The organism is Dactylosporangium siamense (assembly GCF_016862795.1).
Classification (GTDB): Bacteria; Actinomycetota; Actinomycetes; order Mycobacteriales; family Micromonosporaceae; genus Dactylosporangium; species Dactylosporangium siamense.
Genome location: NZ_BONQ01000132.1, coordinates 15,046 through 34,360 on the forward strand (window position 1 = coordinate 15,046; position 19,315 = coordinate 34,360).

Below are 19,315 nucleotides of genomic sequence, written 5' to 3' on the forward strand. Positions count from 1 at the left end.
GCCGGCCTTCCAGGCCGGCGCGCTCGGCGTCACCCCAACCGTGCCTCGGTCCACCGCAGCTGGGCCCCGCCGCCGTCGGACGGCATGACGACACTTTCGACCGGGGCGGCATTGACAACGGTGGCTGAAACGTCGAACCTTCACTGCAGGAGAGCGCTTTCTGCTCATGTCCGCGCGGCACGACCCGCGCGGAACCGCCCCTGAGCAGGGAGAGCCAATGCAACCTGTCCCTCTGTTGTCGAGGATCCGGCGCGGTGTCGCCCGCCGGATCGGCACCTCGAGCATCGTCATCACGTTGGTCACCGGGTTGATCGTGGCCGGGTGGACCGGCCCCGCGCGGGCTGCGGCCCGGCCGCTGTCGCAGGGCCGGCCGGTCGCCGCCTCGTCGGTGGAGAACGCCGGCACCCCCGCCTCGGCCGCGGTCGACGGCAACGGCGGCACCCGCTGGTCGAGCGCGTTCAGCGACCCGCAGTGGCTGCGGGTCGACCTCGGGGCCCCGGCCGCACTCACCCAGGTGGTGCTGACCTGGCAGAACTCCTACGCCGAAGGCTTCGCCGTGCAGGTGTCCAACGACGCCGTCACGTGGACGGACGTCTACACCACGAGCACCGGCACCGGCGGCACCCAGACACTCGCGGTCACCGGCACCGGGCGATATGTGCGGATGTACGGCACCGCCCGGCACACCGCGTTCGGATACTCGCTGTGGGAGTTCCAGGTCTTCGGCTCCTACGTCCGGACCGGCTGCGGCGCGGCTGACCTGGCCCGCAACCGTCCGGCGACCGCGTCGTCGACGGAGAGCTCGAGCACCCCGGCGTCGGCCGCGGTCGACGGCAACCCGGCCACCCGCTGGTCGAGCGCGTTCAGCGATCCGCAGTGGATCCAGGTGGACCTCGGCACGTCCCGCGACGTGTGTCAGGTGGTGCTCAACTGGCAGACGTCATACGCCACCAGCTTCACTGTCCAGATCTCCGCCTCCGGCACCGGCGGATGGACGACCGTCTACTCCACCACCGCGGGCGCCGGCGGCATCCAGACGCTCCCCGTCACCGGCACGGGCCGGTACGTGCGCGTGAACGGCACCGTCCGGCGCACCGGTTACGGCTACTCGCTGTGGGAGCTGCAGGTGTTCGGGTCGGCGACACCACCGGTCCGCGGCATCTGGGAGGCCGAGAGCCTCGACGGGTCCGGCAACAACCCCGGCGCCGCGACCCTCGGCACCTCCGGCACCGAGTACCGCCGCGTCGGCGTGGCCCGCTACGCCGACGGGCACAGCCAGCCGGTGGCCGGGCCCAACGCCCGCCTCGTGTCGAACCGGGTGTTCAACGACACCAGCGTCAATGTGTTCTCGGAGCGCGGGGTGACGCAGTGGGGCAATGTGTGGGGCCAGTTCCTGGACCACACCATCGGCCTGCGGCAGGACAACGGCACCGCGGCGGACATCCCGTTCAACGCCGCGGACCCGATGGAGTCCTTCACCGACGACCTGGGTGTCATCCCGTTCACCCGCACCGCCGCGGCACCCGGCACCGGGGTCACCAACCCCCGCCAGCAGGTCAACACGGTCAGCTCTTACATCGACGCCTGGGCGGTGTACGGCGGCACCGACGCCCGGCTGGACTGGCTGCGCGACGGCTCGCAGGACGGCAACCCCGACAACAACAACGCCACGCTGCTGCTGCCCGGCGGCTATCTGCCGCGCCGGGACAGCCGCGGCAACCCGGGCGCCGCGCCGGCGATGCAGGTCGACGGGCGACTGCTCGGCAATCCGAACAAGGCCGTCGTCGCCGGTGACGTGCGGGCCAACGAGAACATCGCGCTGACCGCGACCCAGACCCTGTTCGCCCGCGAGCACAACCGGATCGTGGGGCTGCTGCCGGCGTCGCTGTCGCAGCAGGACAGGTTCCAGATCGCCCGCGCGGTCGTCATCGCGGAGCAGCAGTACATCACCTACACCGAGTTCCTGCCGGCGATGGGCGTCGCCCTGCCGGCGTACCAGGGCTACGACAGCGGCGTCGATCCTTCGGTCTCCAACGAGTTCGCGACCGTCGGGTACCGCGCGCACAGCCAGATCCATGGCGAGATCGAGGTCGACACGAACGCCGGCCGGTACACGGCGGCGACCCTCGCCGCGATCGAGGCGCAGGGAGCGGACGTGACGGTCGACGGCGCCGACGCCGAGATCGGGGTGCCGCTGAACGTGGCGTTCTTCAACCCGGACCTGGTGCCGATGCTCCAGCTCGGACCGCTGCTGCGGGGCATCGGCGCGGAGTCGGAGTACCGCAACGACGAGATGATCGACAACCAGCTGCGCAGCGTGCTGTTCCAGGTCCCGGTCGGCGGCAACCCGGCCTGCCTGGACGGACCCGGGCTGCCACAGTGTTTCGACGGGGTCGTCGACCTCGGCGCGATCGACCTGCAGCGCGGCCGCGACCACGGCATGCCGACCTACAACCAGATGCGGGCGGCCTACGGGCTGGCGGCGAAGACCTCGTTCACCGCGATCACCGGCGAGGCGACCGACGCCTTCCCGGCCGACCCGTTGCTGACCCCCGGCCACGAGATCGACGACCCCGACAGCCTCGACGTGGTCGCCTTGTTCGACATCGACGGCAACCCGACCACCGTCGAGGCCGACAACGCCACCCGGGTCGTGCGCCGCACGACGCTCGCCGCCCGCCTCAAGGCGATCTACGGCGGCGTGGGCAACCTCGACGCGTTCACCGGCATGCTCGCCGAGCGGCACCTGGCCGGCTCGGAGTTCGGCGAGCTGCAGCAGGCGATCTGGCGGGAGCAGTTCACCGCACTGCGCGACGGCGACCGCTTCTTCTACGCCAACGACCCGCTGCAGGCCGCCATCCGCGGCGAGTTCGGCATCGACTTCCACACGACGCTGAGCCAGCTGATCGCCCGCAACACCGACATCCCGCTGACCGATCTCGGGGCAAACGCTTTCCGCATCCCCGGAGCACCGGGAACCGTTGCGGCGACAGCACTCCAGGTCGGCGACGGCGGTGCCGGTACGCCACTGGACAAGACCAATTTGGCAACCTGTGGCAATGCCTACGTGATCGACAGACGCAGATGTTAGCCTCGCCGCAGAGAGCGCTCTCCCGCTCGAATCCGCCGCTCAACGGGGTTCAACCGCCCCGCACGCACACCCGCCGCCGGCCGTCCCGATGCCGCCACCGGGCCGGCCGGACCATCGCATGCTCGCATCCCCTGGAGACAGCATGACCACATCCCGGCGCGGGATCGCCCGCGCCTGCATCGTCCTGCTCGCGCTCACCGGCATCGGTCTCGGCGCCACCCACGCCGCCATGGCCGCCGACGTGCCCGACGCCCCCGAAGAACTCGAACTGGTCGCCGGCAGCGACCTGTCGATCACCATCGAATGGCCCGCCGTCACGGGCGCCACCAGCTACCGGATCTACCGCGGCACCGCGTCCGGCGCCGAGGGCAACACCCCGATCGCAACGACGACCGACACCGAGTACAAGGACAGCAACCTCAGCAGCACCCCGATCTACTTCTACCAAGTGACCGCGGTCAACGCGGCCGGCGAGTCCGCGCGCTCCGACGAGGACGCGTCCAAGACCCCACCGCCCATCGGCACCGGCGGCGACGTGCCCGGCGTGACCGTCGGCGCGGGCAAGGTCTACTACTGCAAGGACGCGCTGCTCGGTGGCTTCGACTGGTTCCAGACGCTGAGCGGCTGGTTCCCGTCGGTGCTGGGCTCCTCAGGCTCCGACGCACCCGGCGACCGGGTCGTCGACATGGCCTACGCGGAGGAGGGCACCATGACGTTCAACAACGTCGTCGTGCCCACCGCCGGCCTCTACACCGTCGACTGGCGCTACGCGTTCCAGGGCGGCCTGTTCCCGGGTGTCAACAACCGCCAGATGGGTCTCAAGGTCAACGGCGTGGTCATCACGTCGACCCAGAGCTTTCCCATCACCGGCAGTTTCGACGTGTACGGCCACTCCGCGCTGCAGGTCCGGCTCAACGCCGGCGTCAACTCGATCCAGCAGTTCGCGGTCTCCGACCACGGACTGTCCAGAGTGGACCTCATGACGGTCACCCCGGCCACCGCCTCGTCCCCGGCCGGACCCACCAACCTGCGGGCCACCGCGGGCGGCACCAGCGCGACGCTCAACTGGAACGCGAGCGCGAGCGGCAACCCGACCTCGTACCGCATCTACCGCGGTACGAAGTCCGACGGTGAGGTCACCACCCCGGTCGCCACCGTCGGCGGCGGCACGACCACGTTCACCGACACCGGCCTGCAGAACGGCAAGCTGTACTTCTACTTCGTCGACGCGGTCAACGCCGTCGGTGGCTCGCCGAACTCCAACGAGGTCTCCGTGACCCCGATGGCCGGCGGGACTCCCAGCGGCACGCCCAGCAACCCGCCCGGCCTGCTGTCACAGGGCCACCCGGCGACGGCGTCGTCGGTGGAGAACGGCGGCCTGGTCGCCGCCAACGCGGTCGACGGCAGCACCGCCACCCGCTGGTCCAGCGCCTTCAGCGACCCGCAGTGGCTGCGGGTCGACCTCGGCGCGTCCCACCCGATCAACCGCGTCGTGCTCAACTGGCAGAACGCCTACGGCAAGGCGTTCGAGGTCCAGACGTCCCTCGACGGCACGAACTGGACGACGGTGTACTCCACGACGACCGGCGCCGGCGGTGTGCAGAGCCTCGCCGTCACCGGCACCGGCCGGTACGTGCGCATGTACGGCACCCAACGGGGCACCCAGTACGGCTACTCGCTGCTGGAGTTCCAGGTCTACGGCACGTGACGACCCGGTGGGGTGTCGGCCCGCAGCGGCCGGCACCCCACCGGCCTGAGGTCGAACGTTCCGGCCACATCGATCACACCGGCGGGAGCGGTCAGCGGGCGGCGTGCCGGCGGGCGGCCCGGATCTGGCGTTCCAACAGGACGAGGGGCTCCAGCACGTTGATCGGGCGGGCGCGGTCACGAAGCACGGGCGGCTCCACCTGGGTGTTCAGGTTGTCGAAGTCGCGGAAGTCGAAGATCCCGCTGCGGTTGAGCCGGAAGCCGATCGCCGAGGTCACGAAGAACGTGACGCGATCGGGATGGAAGTAGGTCCACAACGTCTCCCTGATCAGCTGCATGTTGCCGGGCAGGCTCTTGCACATCCAGGTGAAGAGCTCCTCCGTCCGGCTCGGCGGGACGGCGGGCAGGCGGGCGCCGTCGCGCTCCTGACTGATCAGCGAGGTTTCCCGGACCAGCTGCCGGAGGAACCGGTCGTCGTCGAACTTCGTGACGCAGACCGCGATGTGCTGCGGCAGCTTCCCGTCGCGTGCCTGACCGAGTTGCTGCATCCGCCGGTACAACATGTGCACCTGGGCGTGCAGGTGCTGCGAGCCGCTGTAAGGGCGGGCCTCGCGCGCCGGATCGAGCAGGTAGACCAGGCCGTCGGAGCGGGCCAGGTGCTCCAGGACCGCGGGGTTCTCCCGGTACAGCCCGTCCGGTTGCTCCCAGCACTCCAACACGAACTCGACCTGCTCACGGTCGCCGCCGGCCCGGCGCGGGAACCGGGTCCGCCCGGCGGCGGGCGGCGTCCTGTTGAACACACATCGCACCGGCGCGGCCAGCATGTCCCTGCTGGGGAACCGGCCGGCATCGCGGAGCAGCTCAGCACCCCGGCTCATGTAGTCCGCGGACCGCTGGTCGTTGGCCACCAGGGACCACCGGTCCGCCGCGGCCTCGGCCGCGATCGGCAGGGAGACCAGATAGGTGCTCTTGCCCGAGCCGTCCGGACCGAGCAGCGCGAGTTGCACCGGATCGGTCGGCGCGGGACTGTCGGGCAGCAGCACGACCGGCACGGCCCCGGCCGCCGCCGGAACAGGGCCCGGCGGGGTCCGCGAAAGGACGGCCGGCACCCGAAACGGTGCCAGCAGCAGGTCCAGGTCGTGCCTTTCGTGGCAGACCCGGCACTCGTGGGAGCGCTCGGCACGGTCCCGGGCCGCGCTGAGCTGATCGACGGGGAACCGGCCGGTGCACCGGCGCCCGGCGGCCGGGGCGGTGGGGCAGACCACGAACATCTGGTACGCCGACCCGGGCCAGTGCCGGGCGAGCAGATCCTCGATCTCGCTGCGCAGCTGCAGCGCGGTGCGATCGGGTTGGTCGTCCCAGACCTCGACGACGAGCCGGTCGGAGCCGTGCATCGTCACCGCGGCGAGGGTGCCCGGGCGGCGGGCCACGTCCTGCAGTCGCACGCCGATACGCGACGGCAGCACCGTCGCGTCGTCGCGGTGGCGGACGGCGAGGAACCCCACCATGTCCCGGATCGACGCCCGGCACTGCACGCGAAACTCGGTCAGCCGCGGCAGGACGGAGAGATCCGGCGGGCTGTCCTTCGGCAGGAGGTCGTCGACGAGGTCGAACCGCAGGCTGTCGGCCAGCGGCCGGATGAGCTCCAGCCGGTGCAGCAGCGCGATCAGGTACGGATGGTCGGGCTCCGGGAACCTCGGCGCCGTCCAGATCTGGCCCAGCCGCCGGCGGTCCAGGACACCGCCGGCATACCGGGTGTCCGCGTCCGCGGCCAGCCGCCCGGCGGCGTCCGACAACCAGACCGGTTCCAGCAGCACGGTGTCCTTGAACGCGCCGTCCGGGACGCGCAGCAGCAGATCGACGTCCTCCATCAGGTCGACGACCCGGTCGCTCTCCCCGGGCGGGACGCCGGCGGCGGCACAGTGCTCGCGGACCTTGCCCATGGACATGTGCGGCAGGTCCTCGCGCAGGGCGAGCAGCCGGGAGCGGGCGGCGAGCCACGACTCCGGGACCCGCCGGTGGATCCGCGGCAGCTGGGCGGCGACGGCCGCGATCCGGTCCCGGAGCTCCGGCACGCCCCAGCCGGTCACCTCGTTCACCTTGTGCAGCGGGATGCCCAGCTCGCCGGCGAGGTCCTGGATCTCCGGTCCGAAGGGATCCGGCAGGTCCGCCGCGGTGTGGGTGGCCACGACGATGAGGTGGGCGGTCCCGGGGCGCCGGATCCGGTCCACGGTCTCCAGCAGGTCGCCGTAGGGCAGCGGGACGCTGCCGTCGAACACGTACACGACGACCGCCTCGCGCGCCGGGGCGAGGAACCGGTCGAACTCGGTGACGTTGAGCACCAGCTCGGCCTGCGTGCCGGGCGCCCGTAGCCGCCACCGGTACCGGCTGCCGTGCGTGGCGTCCGGCTGCCCGGGCGGGGCACCGTCGGCCATCAGCCGCATGCCGAGGGTGGTCTTGCCCGAGCGCCGGTCACCGACCAGCATCGCGGCGCCCTCACCGAGCGGGGTCCCGATGACGTCACCGGTGACGCTCTCCGGGCGGACCCGGGTGATCTCGTCGCCGTCCTCCGGGTATGTCGCGTCGCCGTGTTCGTCCGGGACCAGCAGCGAGCCGCCCAGCGAGGCGGGCGCCCGCCGCAGCACGACCTTGAGGTCGTACTCCTCCTGCCTCGAGATCATGTTCTTGAGCAGCGGCCGTACCCCGGCGGCGAAGTCATAGGCGACGGCGTCCGGATCCTCGTCCGGCCGCTGCGGGGTGACCCGTTCGAGCAGGCCGGACAGGAACACCTCGGCCAGGTGCGCGGTCGTGACGTGCGGGAGCGTCCGCTGGATGAGCCGCATCACCGGCAGCGTCAGCTGCACCATGGCCAGGCGGGCGGCCAGGTCGATCGCCGGCTGGCTGGCGAACCGGAACCGGTCGAGGAGCGCCTCGACGCTGACCGGTGGCGGTGCCTGCGGCGTTTCGGGCCCGGGTCCGACCGGCGTGATCAGGGTCGCGCCGGCCACCGTGCCGCCGGAGGTCAGCATGGTGGCCCAGGCGCTGAGGGAGCCGTGGTCCAGGCCCAGCACCGGGACGTCGAGGCTGCGGAAGCCGTCGAACGCCCCGAACGGATCGTCGTCGCAGGGCCGCGCGGCGACCGCGCCGTCGCGGCGATCGGTGCCGCTCCACCACACGTCGCGGGTGGCGAGCGCGCCGCGGCCCCAGAGCCGCTCCGGAAGGAGGTCCAGCACCGCGACCGGGCCGGCGACCCGCCACCGCTCGAGCACCTCCGCGATCGGCCGGCCCAGCCAGCCCCCGTCCACGCCGTCGGTGACGACCAGCATCAGCCGGCGCCCGTCCGGCCTGATCATCTCCTGCGGCCGGTACACCTGGACGTCACCGGAGGGCCGGCGGCCGTAGCGCTGCAGCCGGCCGGTGCGGACGTCCATGGACCAGGCCCGCACGTCGCGGAACGCGCCGTTGCGGGCGGTGACCCTGATCAGCTCGTCGACGGCCTCGCGCCACACCGCCATCGACGGCGACGCGTCGACCACGATCGACAGCTCCAGCCAGCGCTCCGCGACCGGCACGAGCACGGGCACGATCCGCCGGGCGTCGGCGGACTGATGCGCCGTCTGCGACTCGTCGAGGACGGTCCGCCCGCGCACGGGCACGCTGCGCCGGAGTGGCCGCAGCGCCCGGTCGAGCGACAGCGCCTCCGGCAGCGGCGGCGACTCGACCGGCGTCACCACGCTGGCGGGCGCCGCGCCGCGCCGTTCCCCGGGCCCGGCGTACTCGACCGGGATCGCGGGTGGTGGTTCGGGCACCTTGACCGTCGTGTCGGCCGGCGGCTCCCGCTCCGACCCGCCGCTGGGATCGACCGGATCTTCGGTCGCGCCGGGGACCGGCAGCGGCGGCGGCTCGCGGCGCTGCGCCTCGAGCCACAGCAGATCGGCGATCTCCCTGCCCTGGAGACCGTGCGGCCCGACCCGGTCCTCGATGCCCGGGAGCAGCGCCGCGATCCGGTCCATGCGGGTCCGCCCCGCACCGGCCGGCGCCTCGGTCATGCCGGTGGCGTCCGGTTCGCCCGGCCGGGCTCCGTGCCCATCTTGGTCGTCAGGGTCTCCCGCAGGCTGTCGAACTGCGCCGAGCTCCAGTCGATCCCGGGGGTTCGTCCCAGGTACAGCACGTTGAGCAGCTGGTCGATGGCCAGCCGCTGCTCGTCCTGCTGCAGGCCGAGGAACCAGTCGATGCGGTCCTGGGCCGTCTCGTCGACCTCGCCCAGGTGCGCCTCGACGATGGCGGCCAGCCGATCCGCCGACGGCGCCTCCAGCCGCACCCTGAGGCACCGGCGTTGGAACGCCCACGGGAACTCGCGCTCGTTGTTGCTGGTCATCACCACGATCGGGAAGACCCTGGTGCTGACCCGGCCGTCGATCACCTCGCGCTTCTCGTTCGTGTCGGCCGTGTACACCTCGAACCTGCGGGTGCCGTCCTTGCCGTCCACGAGCCGGTCCGGGGAGGCGCGCTCCAGCTCGGGGATGACGAAGGTGCCCTCCTCGAAGACGTTCAACAGGTCGTTGGGCAGGTCCACATCGCACTTGTCCAGCTCGTCGATGAGCAGCACGCGCGGCTTGTCGCCCTCCTCGGACAGCAGGGCGGTGCCGAGCGGACCGAGCCGGATGTAGTCGCCGATGGGCCGGCCGGCCCTGAAGGTCGCGTCGCGGCGCTCCTCGTCGGGGTGCTCCACCCTGGTGTCCTGCAGCCGGCCGATCGCGTCGTACTGGTAGAGCCCCTCGGCGAGCGTGGACCGGCTGGTGATCGGCCAGTGCAGGACGTCACGGAGGCCGAGCTCGTGCGCGATGCTGTAGGCGAGGGTGGACTTGCCCGAGCCTGGCGTGCCGGAGACGAGCAACGGGCGCCGGAGGAAGATCGCCGCGTTGACCGCCTCGACGGTCGACTGGTCCGGCCGGAACGTCGCCGTGCGGTGCTCGCCGATGTGCCGCGAGATCGCGCCGGCGCCGTCGGCGGAGAAGTTCCGCCACGGCGGTGGCTTCGGCAGCCGGTCGATCCCGTCGTGCGGCGTGCCACCGCCGGTGTAGATGGGCCAGGCCGGTTTCGCGTGGTTCACTGCGGCGTCCCCCTGTGACGTTGCGACGGCGGCTGGAGCGGACCCTCGGGTTCGGGCGGCTGGTTCGGGTCGTCCCACACCAGCACCATCGATCGCTGTGAATCATTATCGGCCGCCGCCCGGATCCGGTACTTGCGCACCGCACCGGGCAGTCCGTCGAGGCTGCCGGCCATGCCCGTCTCGCGCACGAGCGCTTCCAGCGGCGCCGGATCGGACCTGTCACGCAGCCAGAGCACCACGGGGACGCCCGCCGCGATCGCCGAGTGCACGCCACCGCCGCTGCTGTCGCGGGCGTGGTTGAACGGATAGGCCAGGCAGAGGCAGCTCACGTCCTCGCGGTCCCTCAGCATGCTGGCCAGCTGCTTGGCGTCGGCCGGCTCGTTGATGTACGCGGCGCCGGGCGGCCGCCGGTGCCCGTCCCGGACCAGCCAGATCGCCGATGCGGTGCGGTCGCGGTTCGCCGCGTCGAACCGGGCCCAGCGGGTCAGCACGCTTTCCCACACGACACCGTCGATCACCCGCTCGAGCGGCCGCACGACGACCGGATGCTGCTCACCGATGGGTGTGCGGTACACCTCGTTCGCCGTCCAGCCCTCGACGGGGTGATCGAGCAGTGTCCACGGCAGCACGAACTCCACGGTCATCGCCGCGGCATCGTCGCGGGGCAGTTTCTGCGCGAGCTGCCCCAGCAGCTTCTGCCCGCAGCACATCGGGTAGCGCGGCCCGCAGTGGGGACCGTGCTCCCGCGACTGGCGCCCCATCACCTTGCCGCTGGACGTCCGGAACCAGCCGTCGAGGCTGACCGGCGCGCCGCTCCTGCGGGTCTGCGCGACGCGGATGACCAGCCGGAGCCGCTTGCCGATCAGCCGGGTCCACGGCTGGTCAGGCAGGCCACCGAACGGTTCCGCGGCCCGCTCCGCCCACCGGCGCAGCGGCTCTCCCCGCGCGTCGAGGCAGGCGCTGAGCGCACCGATGACCAGCAGCACCGGCGGCGTGCTGCGGTCACCGACGTAGCGCAACGGCTCCAGACTGCGCACCAGGCTCGCCAGGTCCGCGATCGGGCCGGGCGGGGTCAACCTGTAGGGGCTCAACACCTGTTCCAGCACGTCCGCGACCTGCGTCAGGTCGACGTGCCGCTGCAGCGGCATCAGCAACTGGTCGAGCTCGTGGATCTGCGCGTCGTCGAACACGAACGCCAGGCCGATCCGCTCGACGGCGTCCCTGAGCCGCTCGACACTGTCCCCTTCCTCGCCGAGCAGCTTGATCATGACGTCCAGCACCACGCCCGGCATCCGCCGCGGCGTGCCGGTCTTCTCCACGCAGGAGTCGACCAACGACCGGCAGCGCGCCTCCCGGTCCCCGGTCCGGGCCGGCGGCTCGACGACGATGCCGAGCTGTTCGGTGAGCAGCAGCGTGAACTCCCGGAACGTCAGCGGGTGCGCCAGCTCCGGGACGCCGGCGAGCGCCCTCGCCAGATCGGCGCTGCCGTCGGCCGTGTCGTGCATGTCAGCGCTCCGACCCGGCCGGGCCGAGCAGCCTGAACCTGGTCACCGCGACCCGCACCTGGGACACCGTGGGATCGTCGGGGCGCAGCGCCTCGAGCGCGCCGACGAACCGCGCCCACGGGTCCAGCGAGGTGTGGTCCTCGAAGAGGCGGAGCAGGCCGAAGATCTCGGGCCGGGCGGCGTTGCCCCAGCCCGCCTGCTGCTGGCGCAGCGCGGGCGGCAGCTCCCCGTAGACCAGGCTCCGGAACTGCGGGTCCAGCATCCCCGGCACGGCCAGGATGGCGTTGACGACCTGGGCCTTGTCGGCGGGCGACAGCGCCGGCCTGAGCCCGGGCGCCGAGGTGTCGTCGGCGGGTTTCCGGGACTCCGACCGGCCGGGACCGGGCTGGGCCGGCACCGGTCCGGACGCCGGTGGGTGGGCCCGCAGGTCGACCTCCGCCAGCGCCTTGAGCAGGTGACCGCGCAGCGCCACGTAGACCCGCTCGCCGGCGTGCTGCGGCCGGACCACCGACGAATGGTCGCCCGGGAACGCACCGATCTCCCCGAACTCCGCCCACGCCGACACGCCCTTGACGACGTTGTCCGACATTCCGGAGTATGTCGAGAACGGAATCCTGGGGCTGCCCACGGGATCGTCGTTCCGGCGCGCAATGTACTGCTGGATGACGCGCCGCGCGTCCTTGTTCTCCCGGTTGAACGGCCGGAGCTCGCGCTCCTGCGGGTGCCGCCAGAAAAAGGCATATTTGCGCATCGCGAGAGCGAGTTCAGAGCCGTCGTTCGGACAGGCGATCATCATGACGCCGCGGATCCGCGCCAGCAGATCGGTCTCGGCGCTGGCCCGGGCGATCATTCGCTGGGCGACAAGACCACCCTGACTGTGCGTCACGAGGAAGAGATGGTCATATGCCGCGAGATCGGACCGCAGGAAGGTGCGCAGGCTTTCCGCAAGGTCGTAGAAGTCCGGAATCCGCCGCAGCGGATTGAGCTGGAAGCGTGGCGAGGGATAGTCACAGAGCGCGGTGCGGACCCGGCCCAGATCCCGGTCGGCGGCGATGAGCCGGGTCATGTTGTCCCAGGTCGCGTTCGACGAGAAAAGGCCATGCACCAACACGACGGCCATCTGATCCAATGCAGCACCAGCTTCGATGTTCGGATGGTCAATGCAGTGAAGAAAAACGTAGCGTGCCGGCCCGATCACCACATCGACTGATCGTCCGACTGAAGACTGCGGATCGGTGAACCCTTCCGGGCCTCCACGGCATTGTGAGAATCATTCCCGGATCACCGTCCGGATTCCGCCGACTCGGCCGCGCCCGCGCCCCGACGTTTTGCCGACACACCGTCACCCGTTCCACCGATGCCTTTGTCGGATGTCGATGCTTCGGGCATCGGTGCGGCATCGTCGAGCATGCGGACCATGCGCGCGTGCATCCCGGCGACCACCGGCCCGAACGCGTCGAGATACGGCAGGAACGTCACCTCCAGCCCGCGGAACTGGCCGGTGACGATCGCGTCGAACAGGGCGCCCGCGAACGCGGCGGTCTTCTCCCGCCCCGGCTCGACGCAGAGCCGGGTCAGCAGGTCCACCACCGCGAACTCCCGCCCCGGCACGAGCCACGGCACGAGCAGCTCGAACAGGGAGTCCGCCGGCGCCCGGGCCGCCAGCAGTCCGCGCAGCCCGACGGCGAGAGCCTCGGCGGATGCGCCGCCGCGGCTCAGGTCGGCGAGCGCGCGGTACTCCTCGATCCACGACGCCAGGAACGGATCCCACTGCGGCCCCAGCTTGAGCCGCTCCCCCGGATGCCGGGCGAGGAAGACGCTGAGGAACCCGCCCACCACCGGCCGCAGGTCCGGGTCGTCGATCGCGTCGACGATGCGGACCATGCGTCCCGCGCCGCCGGCGGTCGACGGCCGGTCCGGCCGGGGGGCCAACAGGTCCACCAGCCCGGCGCGCAGCCGGTCCGCGGCCGGTCTCAGCTCCTCGGAACGCCAACCGTCACGCAGCGCCGCGAGGTACTCCGGGCGCAGCTCCTCCTCCGCGAGCAGCGTCGTGGCCCGGGCGCCGAGGACCAGGAGCAGCAGGTCGATCCGCGCCAGGTGCGGCGCCTCGATGTGATGCCACCTGTCGCGCACCACCACCAGCGTGTGCGCCAGCGCGGCCCGCCGCCCGTCGTCCGCCGCGACGTCGACCGCCCGGATCGTGAGCGCGCGCCGCACGATCGGGAACGCGGCCGGCAGGGTACCGCGGCCGGCGGCGATCGCCAGGACCACGGATATCCCGTCCGGCCAGTGCCGCAGCAGCTCGTCGCCGTCGCGCTCGGTCGCGCCCCGGGTCAGCCCCAGCACGGCCACGACGACCGGCCGCGCCCAGTGCGGCTCGGCGCTGAGCTGGGCCTGCCACAGCGCGAGCACCGGCAGCAACCGGTCGCCGCCGCTCGGCTCGGCGAGCACCCCGATCATCTTCGCGCCCGCCGCCGGCCGGGCCAGGAACCGCCGGTGCAGCACCGGATCCCCGGGATCCGTCGCGGCGGGCGCCTCGGTCAGCAGGTCGATGAACGCGCGGACGCCGGACTCCTCCGGCCGCGCGGTGACCCGGCCCGCCACCCGGTGCAGCAGATCCTGCGCCGCGGCCGCGCCACTGCCCGCGGCCACCTCGAACAGGGTGCGCACCGCACCGGGCTGCCGGGCCGACAGCAGCGTGGTGGCGTGGTCGGCGACCTCGTCCGCCACCTCGTCGGTCCAGTGGGCGGCGAGCACCTGCCCGGCGCCGGCCGATGCCGGTTTCCCGGCGAGCACCGTGCGGACGAGGAATCTCCGGAGGTCCCGCCGGGCGGCGCCCGACTCCAGGCCGTCCCAACCGGCGCGCTGCAGGACCTGGCGCACCCGGTCCGGCTCGCCGTGTCCGGCCCGGACCTGCGCCAGCACCGCGGACTCCTGGGCCAGCTGTTCCAGATTCGCGGCGGCCGCCGCCGCGCTGCCGGCCAGAGGGTCGCGCTGGCTGTCCAGGTGCAGCAGGAGCCTGCCGATCGGCAGCCCGGTGGCGGCCATCCGGGCCAGCAGTCGCGCGTAGGACCGCCCGGCAGAGGTCTGCGGCTGGGGCGGGGTCCGCTCGTCGACCCGCACCTCCACCTGGCCCGTCGCCCGCTCGACGAAGGCCATGCCCGGCTGGGACTTCGCCTGATGGCTGGCCCAGGTCGACGCGCTCACGCCCACGCGCGCGCCGCGCGGCAGCAGCGCGTTGACCGCGTCGAAGATCGCGATCCGCTCGGCGACCTTGGGCGGTTTGCCGGCCGCGGCCGTGAAGGCCACCCGCTGACCCTCGAGGACCAGGGCGGCCACACCGGCGACCCACTCCAGCGTGAGCCGCTCGATCAGGGCCACGGCGGCCGACGGTCCGGTGATCGGCAGCCGGAGGCGCACCGGCCGGCCGTCGCCGCTGCCGGGCGGCGCCGGGTCGGATCGTTTCCAGCCCAGCTGCCGCAGCGCCGCCACCAGGTCGGTGTACGACGCCGCGGCCGTCTCGTCGACGCCCTCGTCGACGACCAGCACGCGGCTCGACACGATCGGCCGGCCCACGGCGTCCACGTCGTCGGTCCAGGCGGTCTCCACCAGCACGTGCGCCGGACGGCCGTCGACGCCGCCGGCGAAACCCAGCCACGGCAGGGAGCCCGGGCCGTCCGGCCGGCGGTCCGGCTGGCCGTTGCGCAACTGCTTGACGTAGTGCTCGGCGACCGCGTGGTCCAGGCTGCCGCCGAGCACGCCGTACTCGCCGGACGCGCCCGGCTGCTTGCTGTACAACGCCCAGCCGGCGGTGACCGTCTTCTCCACGGAGGCTCCCACCGGCTATGGGATGTGCTCGAAGTTCACGCCGTTGATGAGGACGGTCCCCCGGGACGGCAGGGTGCTCTCGTTCTCGTGCCCGGCCCTGCGGTAGCGGATGACGTACTCCAGGCCGTCGACGTTCATCGTGTCGCGGCGCACCCGCTGCGCCACCACCTGGGCCTCGCCCTGCATGTCCTGCCCGGCCAGTCTGGTCCGGCGGCCGCGCAGCGCGAACCGCCCCTGCTCCCGGCCGGTGATCGGCTCGACGACGAGGAGGGTGCCGGACTGCAGTGGACGCCGCCGCCGGATCATGACGGCGGTCACGAGGATCATCAGGGCCGCCAGCGCCACGATCGAGCCCTGGGCGTACCAGGTGCCGACCTGGGCCTCGACCCCGACCGGGGTCATGGGCTCACCGATCGCGGCCGGCACCTCCAGCGCGATCTCGGGTGCCAGCGGTTGGGTCCACTGCGACGAGACCGCGCCCCGCACCGACAGTTGCACGTCCGCGGTCCGCGTCGCGTGGAACGGCACCAGCCCCGCCCCGGGCTTCCACGACAGCCGCAGGTCGAAGCTCACGCTCTGGCCGGGATCAAGGTTCAGCTCGGGTGGCAGCGCACCGGCGAGCGCCGGGCCCCCGGTCGCGTCGACCGTCAACGCGCTCACGGTGAGCGGCACCTTCGTCGCCCCGGACGTCAGGGTGAGCTTCACCGGCAGGTCCCCGCCGCCGAGGTCGGCCTTTGCCGGGACCTCCCACCGCGCGGTCACCCCCTTGCCCTTGTCGGCCGCGAGGGCGAGCGCCGCCTTCTCCAGCCGGGTCGTCGTCTTGCTCCGGTCGAGGTATTCGCCGATGTCCACGATGGACCGGGGATTGAGGGTGTCGGTCGACTTGATGACCTTGCCCAGGAACGCCGCCCCGGTCGCGCCGTCGGTCAACGGCAACGCGTATCCCTTGACCGACTTGGCCTTCAGCTTCGCGGCCCGCTCGGCGAGCGCCTTCCAGGCCGGAGCCTCGGGATCGGGCGGATACACCGACCCGGCCGGCGCGTACTGCTGGCCGTCGGTCATCAGCACCACCGAAGCCACCGGCGCGAAGCCGGGCCGCTCCAGTTCCTCGATGGCCCGCTGGATGGCGGCGCCGATGTCCGTGCCGCCGCCACCCGCGGTCGCGGGCAGGTCCCGCATCATGCGGTCCGGATCCCCGCCGGGCCCGACGTACCGGTCCACGGCCGCGGCGTCAAAGGTGACGATGGCGACGTGATCGGCCGCGGTCATGCCCTTCAGGAAGGTGTACAGCGTGTCGCGAACCCCCGGATACAGCCCGCTCATCGAAGCCGATATGTCCACCAGCACGACGTAGTCCGCGGGCACCTGGTCGACCCGCAACGCCGCCAGGATCTGCCCCCGGTCCGGCGCCGCCGCCGCCGGCGCACCCACCAGCACGGCCAACGCCACCACCAGCGCGCCGACGGCGGCGCCCCAGCCCCGAGAACCTGCGAACCGTCGCGCGCTCATCGACGCACCTCCGAGTGAATGGCCACGATCTGCTGGATGTCCGAAGCACCGCTGAACCTGCTCAAGATCCTCGCTATGACGCCGTCTCCCTTCCTCGCGTACTTGTTGAGGGAGGAGACGGCCGAGGTGTAGTGCTCCAACTCGCGGAGGAAGACCGATTGGGAGAGCCCGCGGTAGTAGGCGCCGGTCTTGATGATGTCGATCAGCAGCAGGGCGAACCTCCTGCTGGCCTCATCGTGAGGGTTGCGCTGCAGGTAGATGAGGAGGTGCATCGCATGCTGCTCCCGGCCCTGCGACAGCCACGGCATGAGTGCCTCCAGCGGGGTCCCCAGGTGGACGGGCTGCACCGAGAGCAGCTCACCGATGGCTCCCGCGATCTCACGGGGCGGGGCGATCTCCCGGGACAACTTCGCCAGCTTGCGATGCTCCTGAAACCCTCGGAGGTGGCCGGTCCAGGAGGAGTCGAGATCCTGCAGTCCGTCCGGCTTCATGGCCAGGAAGCTGCTGACATATGGCCCGGCCAGTTCGCGGAGCCGCTCATCCTGCACCGCGTTGGTGAGATGGACCAGCAGTTGCAGGTCGGTCGCCGGCGGCACCCGGGTCGGGTCCGGCACGCAAATGGTCATGAACGCCATCCGTAACCGTTCGTGCACGGCCTCGACGGCGCCGAAGCGCCAACCTGCGCCCAGCGCCTGCAGGTACGGGCGCGTCAGACCGTTCAACTGCACCAGTCCGGGCATCTGCCCACCGAGGATGAGCAGGATGAGGTCCAGCCGGGCGGCATTCGCGTCGTCGATCTTCCCCCAGCTCGCCCCGATGTCCATGAACCTGTTCCGGAGCTCGGCCGTGCGCTGCTCGTCCTGAGCGACGACGACTTCGACCGCACGCGTCACCGAAGCCGGCCACACACTCTCGAACACCACTGCCAGCGTCTTGGCCCGCGACGCGATGCGGAGCACGGTCCCGAGTCCACGGGGCCAGAGCCGATGCAGCTCGTCCCCGTCCTCTCGCGTGACATTGCCCTGGCTGCCGAGCGCGGCCGCCACGATCGGCCGCGCCCAGTGCGGGCGGTCGCCGAGCTGACCGCGCCAGATCCGCATCACCGGCGAGAGGCGGTCAGAACCCGCGGAGGACAACTGGATGACGAGCCACGCGCCGGCCCGCGAGCGATCCAGGAACAGGCGGTGGATCTCCGGATCGCCGGCATCGATCCGGCCCGGAGCGGCGGTCAGCAACTGCGTGAACGCCGCGATGATCGAGTCGGACGCCACGGCGGTCACCGCATCCGCGATCCTGCGCAGAAGGTGCTGGGCGTTGCCCTGGCCCCCGACGGCAGCAAGCTCGAAGAGCTGGTCCTGCCCGTTCACCACGCCCTGCCGCAGCAGGTCGTACGACCGGTCGACGAGCCATTGGTCCACCAGCTCGGCCCAGTGGTTGCCGAGGATCTTCCGGGCGTGGACGGAGCCGGCCCGTCCCGAGACGGCGGTCTCGCACAGGTAGGTGACGTAGACCCGCCGCATGTCGTCGGACTCCAGGCCGCCCCAGCCGAACGTGTTCAGCACCTCTTCGACGCCGGGCAGGCACTCGATGCGGCGAATGATGTCGCGCTGCACGGCCGCGGGCAGGTCCATCCGCTCCAGGCAGGCGAGGATGTCCGTCGGGGTGCGCACGAGGCGCGGATCCGACACGCCCCAGAGATGGCGGACGATCTGGTCGGCGGAGCGCCCCTTGCTCTTGAGGCTCGCGACGAGCCGGACGTACGCCAGCCCGTCCATGGTCTGCGGGACGGGCGGGACCCGGTGGTCGACGGGGACCTCGACCTGGCCCTCGGCCGCCCGCTCGGCGAAGGTCATGGACACCTTGTGGGCCACGCGATGGCTGGCCCACGTGGACGCGCTCAGGTTCGCCCGGCAGGCGTAGGGCAGCATCGCGGCGACCGCGTCGAAGATCCGGACCCGCTCCACCAGGTCGGGATAGTTCCCACCGGATGCGGTGAACACGACGCGCTGCCCTTCCAGCAGCAGGGCGGCCACCGATCCGGTCCACTCCGGCGTGTACCGCCGCACCAGTGCCACCAGATCGCCCGGATCCACCGGCGGGATCGCCAGCGACAGCGATCCGTCGGCCGCCCGGGGCGGGCCGCCGGTGATGTCGACCCACCCCAGGTCGACGTAGGACGCCGCGAGCGCCTGGTAGGTCACGCCCTCGACCGCGGTCCGCTCCCAGTCCGTGACCAGCAGCCGGGTCGGGGTGATCGGCTGTTTCGTGCCGTCCCGGAAGTCGCTCCACTCGACGGCGGTGAGCGCCGGCGCCGGCTGCCCGCCGAGGCCGCCGATGAACCCGAACCACGGCAGCGAGTCGGGCCGGTCATCGGGCTTCCGGTCGGTGTGGCCGGCCAGCAGCGCACGGATGTACGCCTCCGCGGTGCCCTCGTCCAGGCTCGCGGCCAGCATGCTGTAGTCCAGCTTCTGGTCCGGCACCTTGCTGAACAGCGCCCAGTGCGCGGGCGTCTCGCGCTGAGGGGTTGACGACTCCAGCGCCCGTTGCGTGCGGCCGAACATT

Annotated in this window: 9 protein-coding genes; 2 read left to right on the forward strand and 7 right to left on the reverse strand. The window is 71.9% G+C overall.

Translation table 11 applies throughout. The features are described from left to right. Positions 1-217 precede the first annotated feature (217 nt). Together Dsi01nite_RS42835 and Dsi01nite_RS42840 are read left to right on the forward strand one after the other, a co-directional pair. A complete protein-coding gene (locus Dsi01nite_RS42835; protein ID WP_239136595.1) occupies positions 218-3,091 on the forward strand; it encodes a peroxidase family protein in 2,874 nt (957 codons plus the stop codon). A gap of 142 nt (positions 3,092-3,233) precedes the next feature. Continuing rightward, positions 3,234-4,799, forward strand: a complete 1,566-nt coding sequence (locus tag Dsi01nite_RS42840) for a discoidin domain-containing protein (protein WP_203852170.1) — start codon at positions 3,234-3,236, stop codon at positions 4,797-4,799. 91 nt (positions 4,800-4,890) lie between these two features. Here Dsi01nite_RS42840 and Dsi01nite_RS42845 read toward each other — a convergent pair whose 3' ends face one another. From Dsi01nite_RS42845 to Dsi01nite_RS42875, 7 genes are all read right to left on the reverse strand, one after another. Further along, positions 4,891-8,847, reverse strand: coding sequence for an SAV_2336 N-terminal domain-related protein (locus Dsi01nite_RS42845; RefSeq protein WP_203852171.1), 3,957 nt, complete (start codon positions 8,845-8,847; stop codon positions 4,891-4,893). After that, positions 8,844-9,911: an AAA family ATPase gene (locus tag Dsi01nite_RS42850; RefSeq protein ID WP_203852172.1), complete on the reverse strand. Its 1,068-nt coding sequence runs from the start codon at positions 9,909-9,911 to the stop codon at positions 8,844-8,846. Before Dsi01nite_RS42850 ends, Dsi01nite_RS42845 begins: the two co-directional genes overlap by 4 nt. Beyond that, positions 9,908-11,416, reverse strand: coding sequence for a VMAP-C domain-containing protein (locus tag Dsi01nite_RS42855; protein ID WP_203852173.1), 1,509 nt, complete (start codon positions 11,414-11,416; stop codon positions 9,908-9,910). The genes Dsi01nite_RS42850 and Dsi01nite_RS42855 overlap by 4 nt, the downstream gene beginning before the upstream one ends. Before the next feature lies 1 nt (position 11,417). Beyond that, positions 11,418-12,617, reverse strand: coding sequence for an alpha/beta fold hydrolase (locus Dsi01nite_RS42860; RefSeq protein WP_203852174.1), 1,200 nt, complete (start codon positions 12,615-12,617; stop codon positions 11,418-11,420). An 80-nt stretch (positions 12,618-12,697) separates the two neighbouring features. Beyond that, positions 12,698-15,244: a hypothetical protein gene (locus tag Dsi01nite_RS42865; RefSeq protein WP_203852175.1), complete on the reverse strand. Its 2,547-nt coding sequence runs from the start codon at positions 15,242-15,244 to the stop codon at positions 12,698-12,700. A 15-nt stretch (positions 15,245-15,259) separates the two neighbouring features. Then, positions 15,260-16,753: a vWA domain-containing protein gene (locus Dsi01nite_RS42870; RefSeq protein WP_203852176.1), complete on the reverse strand. Its 1,494-nt coding sequence runs from the start codon at positions 16,751-16,753 to the stop codon at positions 15,260-15,262. Continuing rightward, positions 16,750-19,314 carry a hypothetical protein gene (locus Dsi01nite_RS42875; RefSeq protein ID WP_203852177.1) on the reverse strand — a complete coding sequence of 855 codons (2,565 nt, stop codon included), beginning with the start codon at positions 19,312-19,314 and terminating at the stop codon, positions 16,750-16,752. The genes Dsi01nite_RS42870 and Dsi01nite_RS42875 overlap by 4 nt, the downstream gene beginning before the upstream one ends. Position 19,315 lies beyond the last annotated feature (1 nt).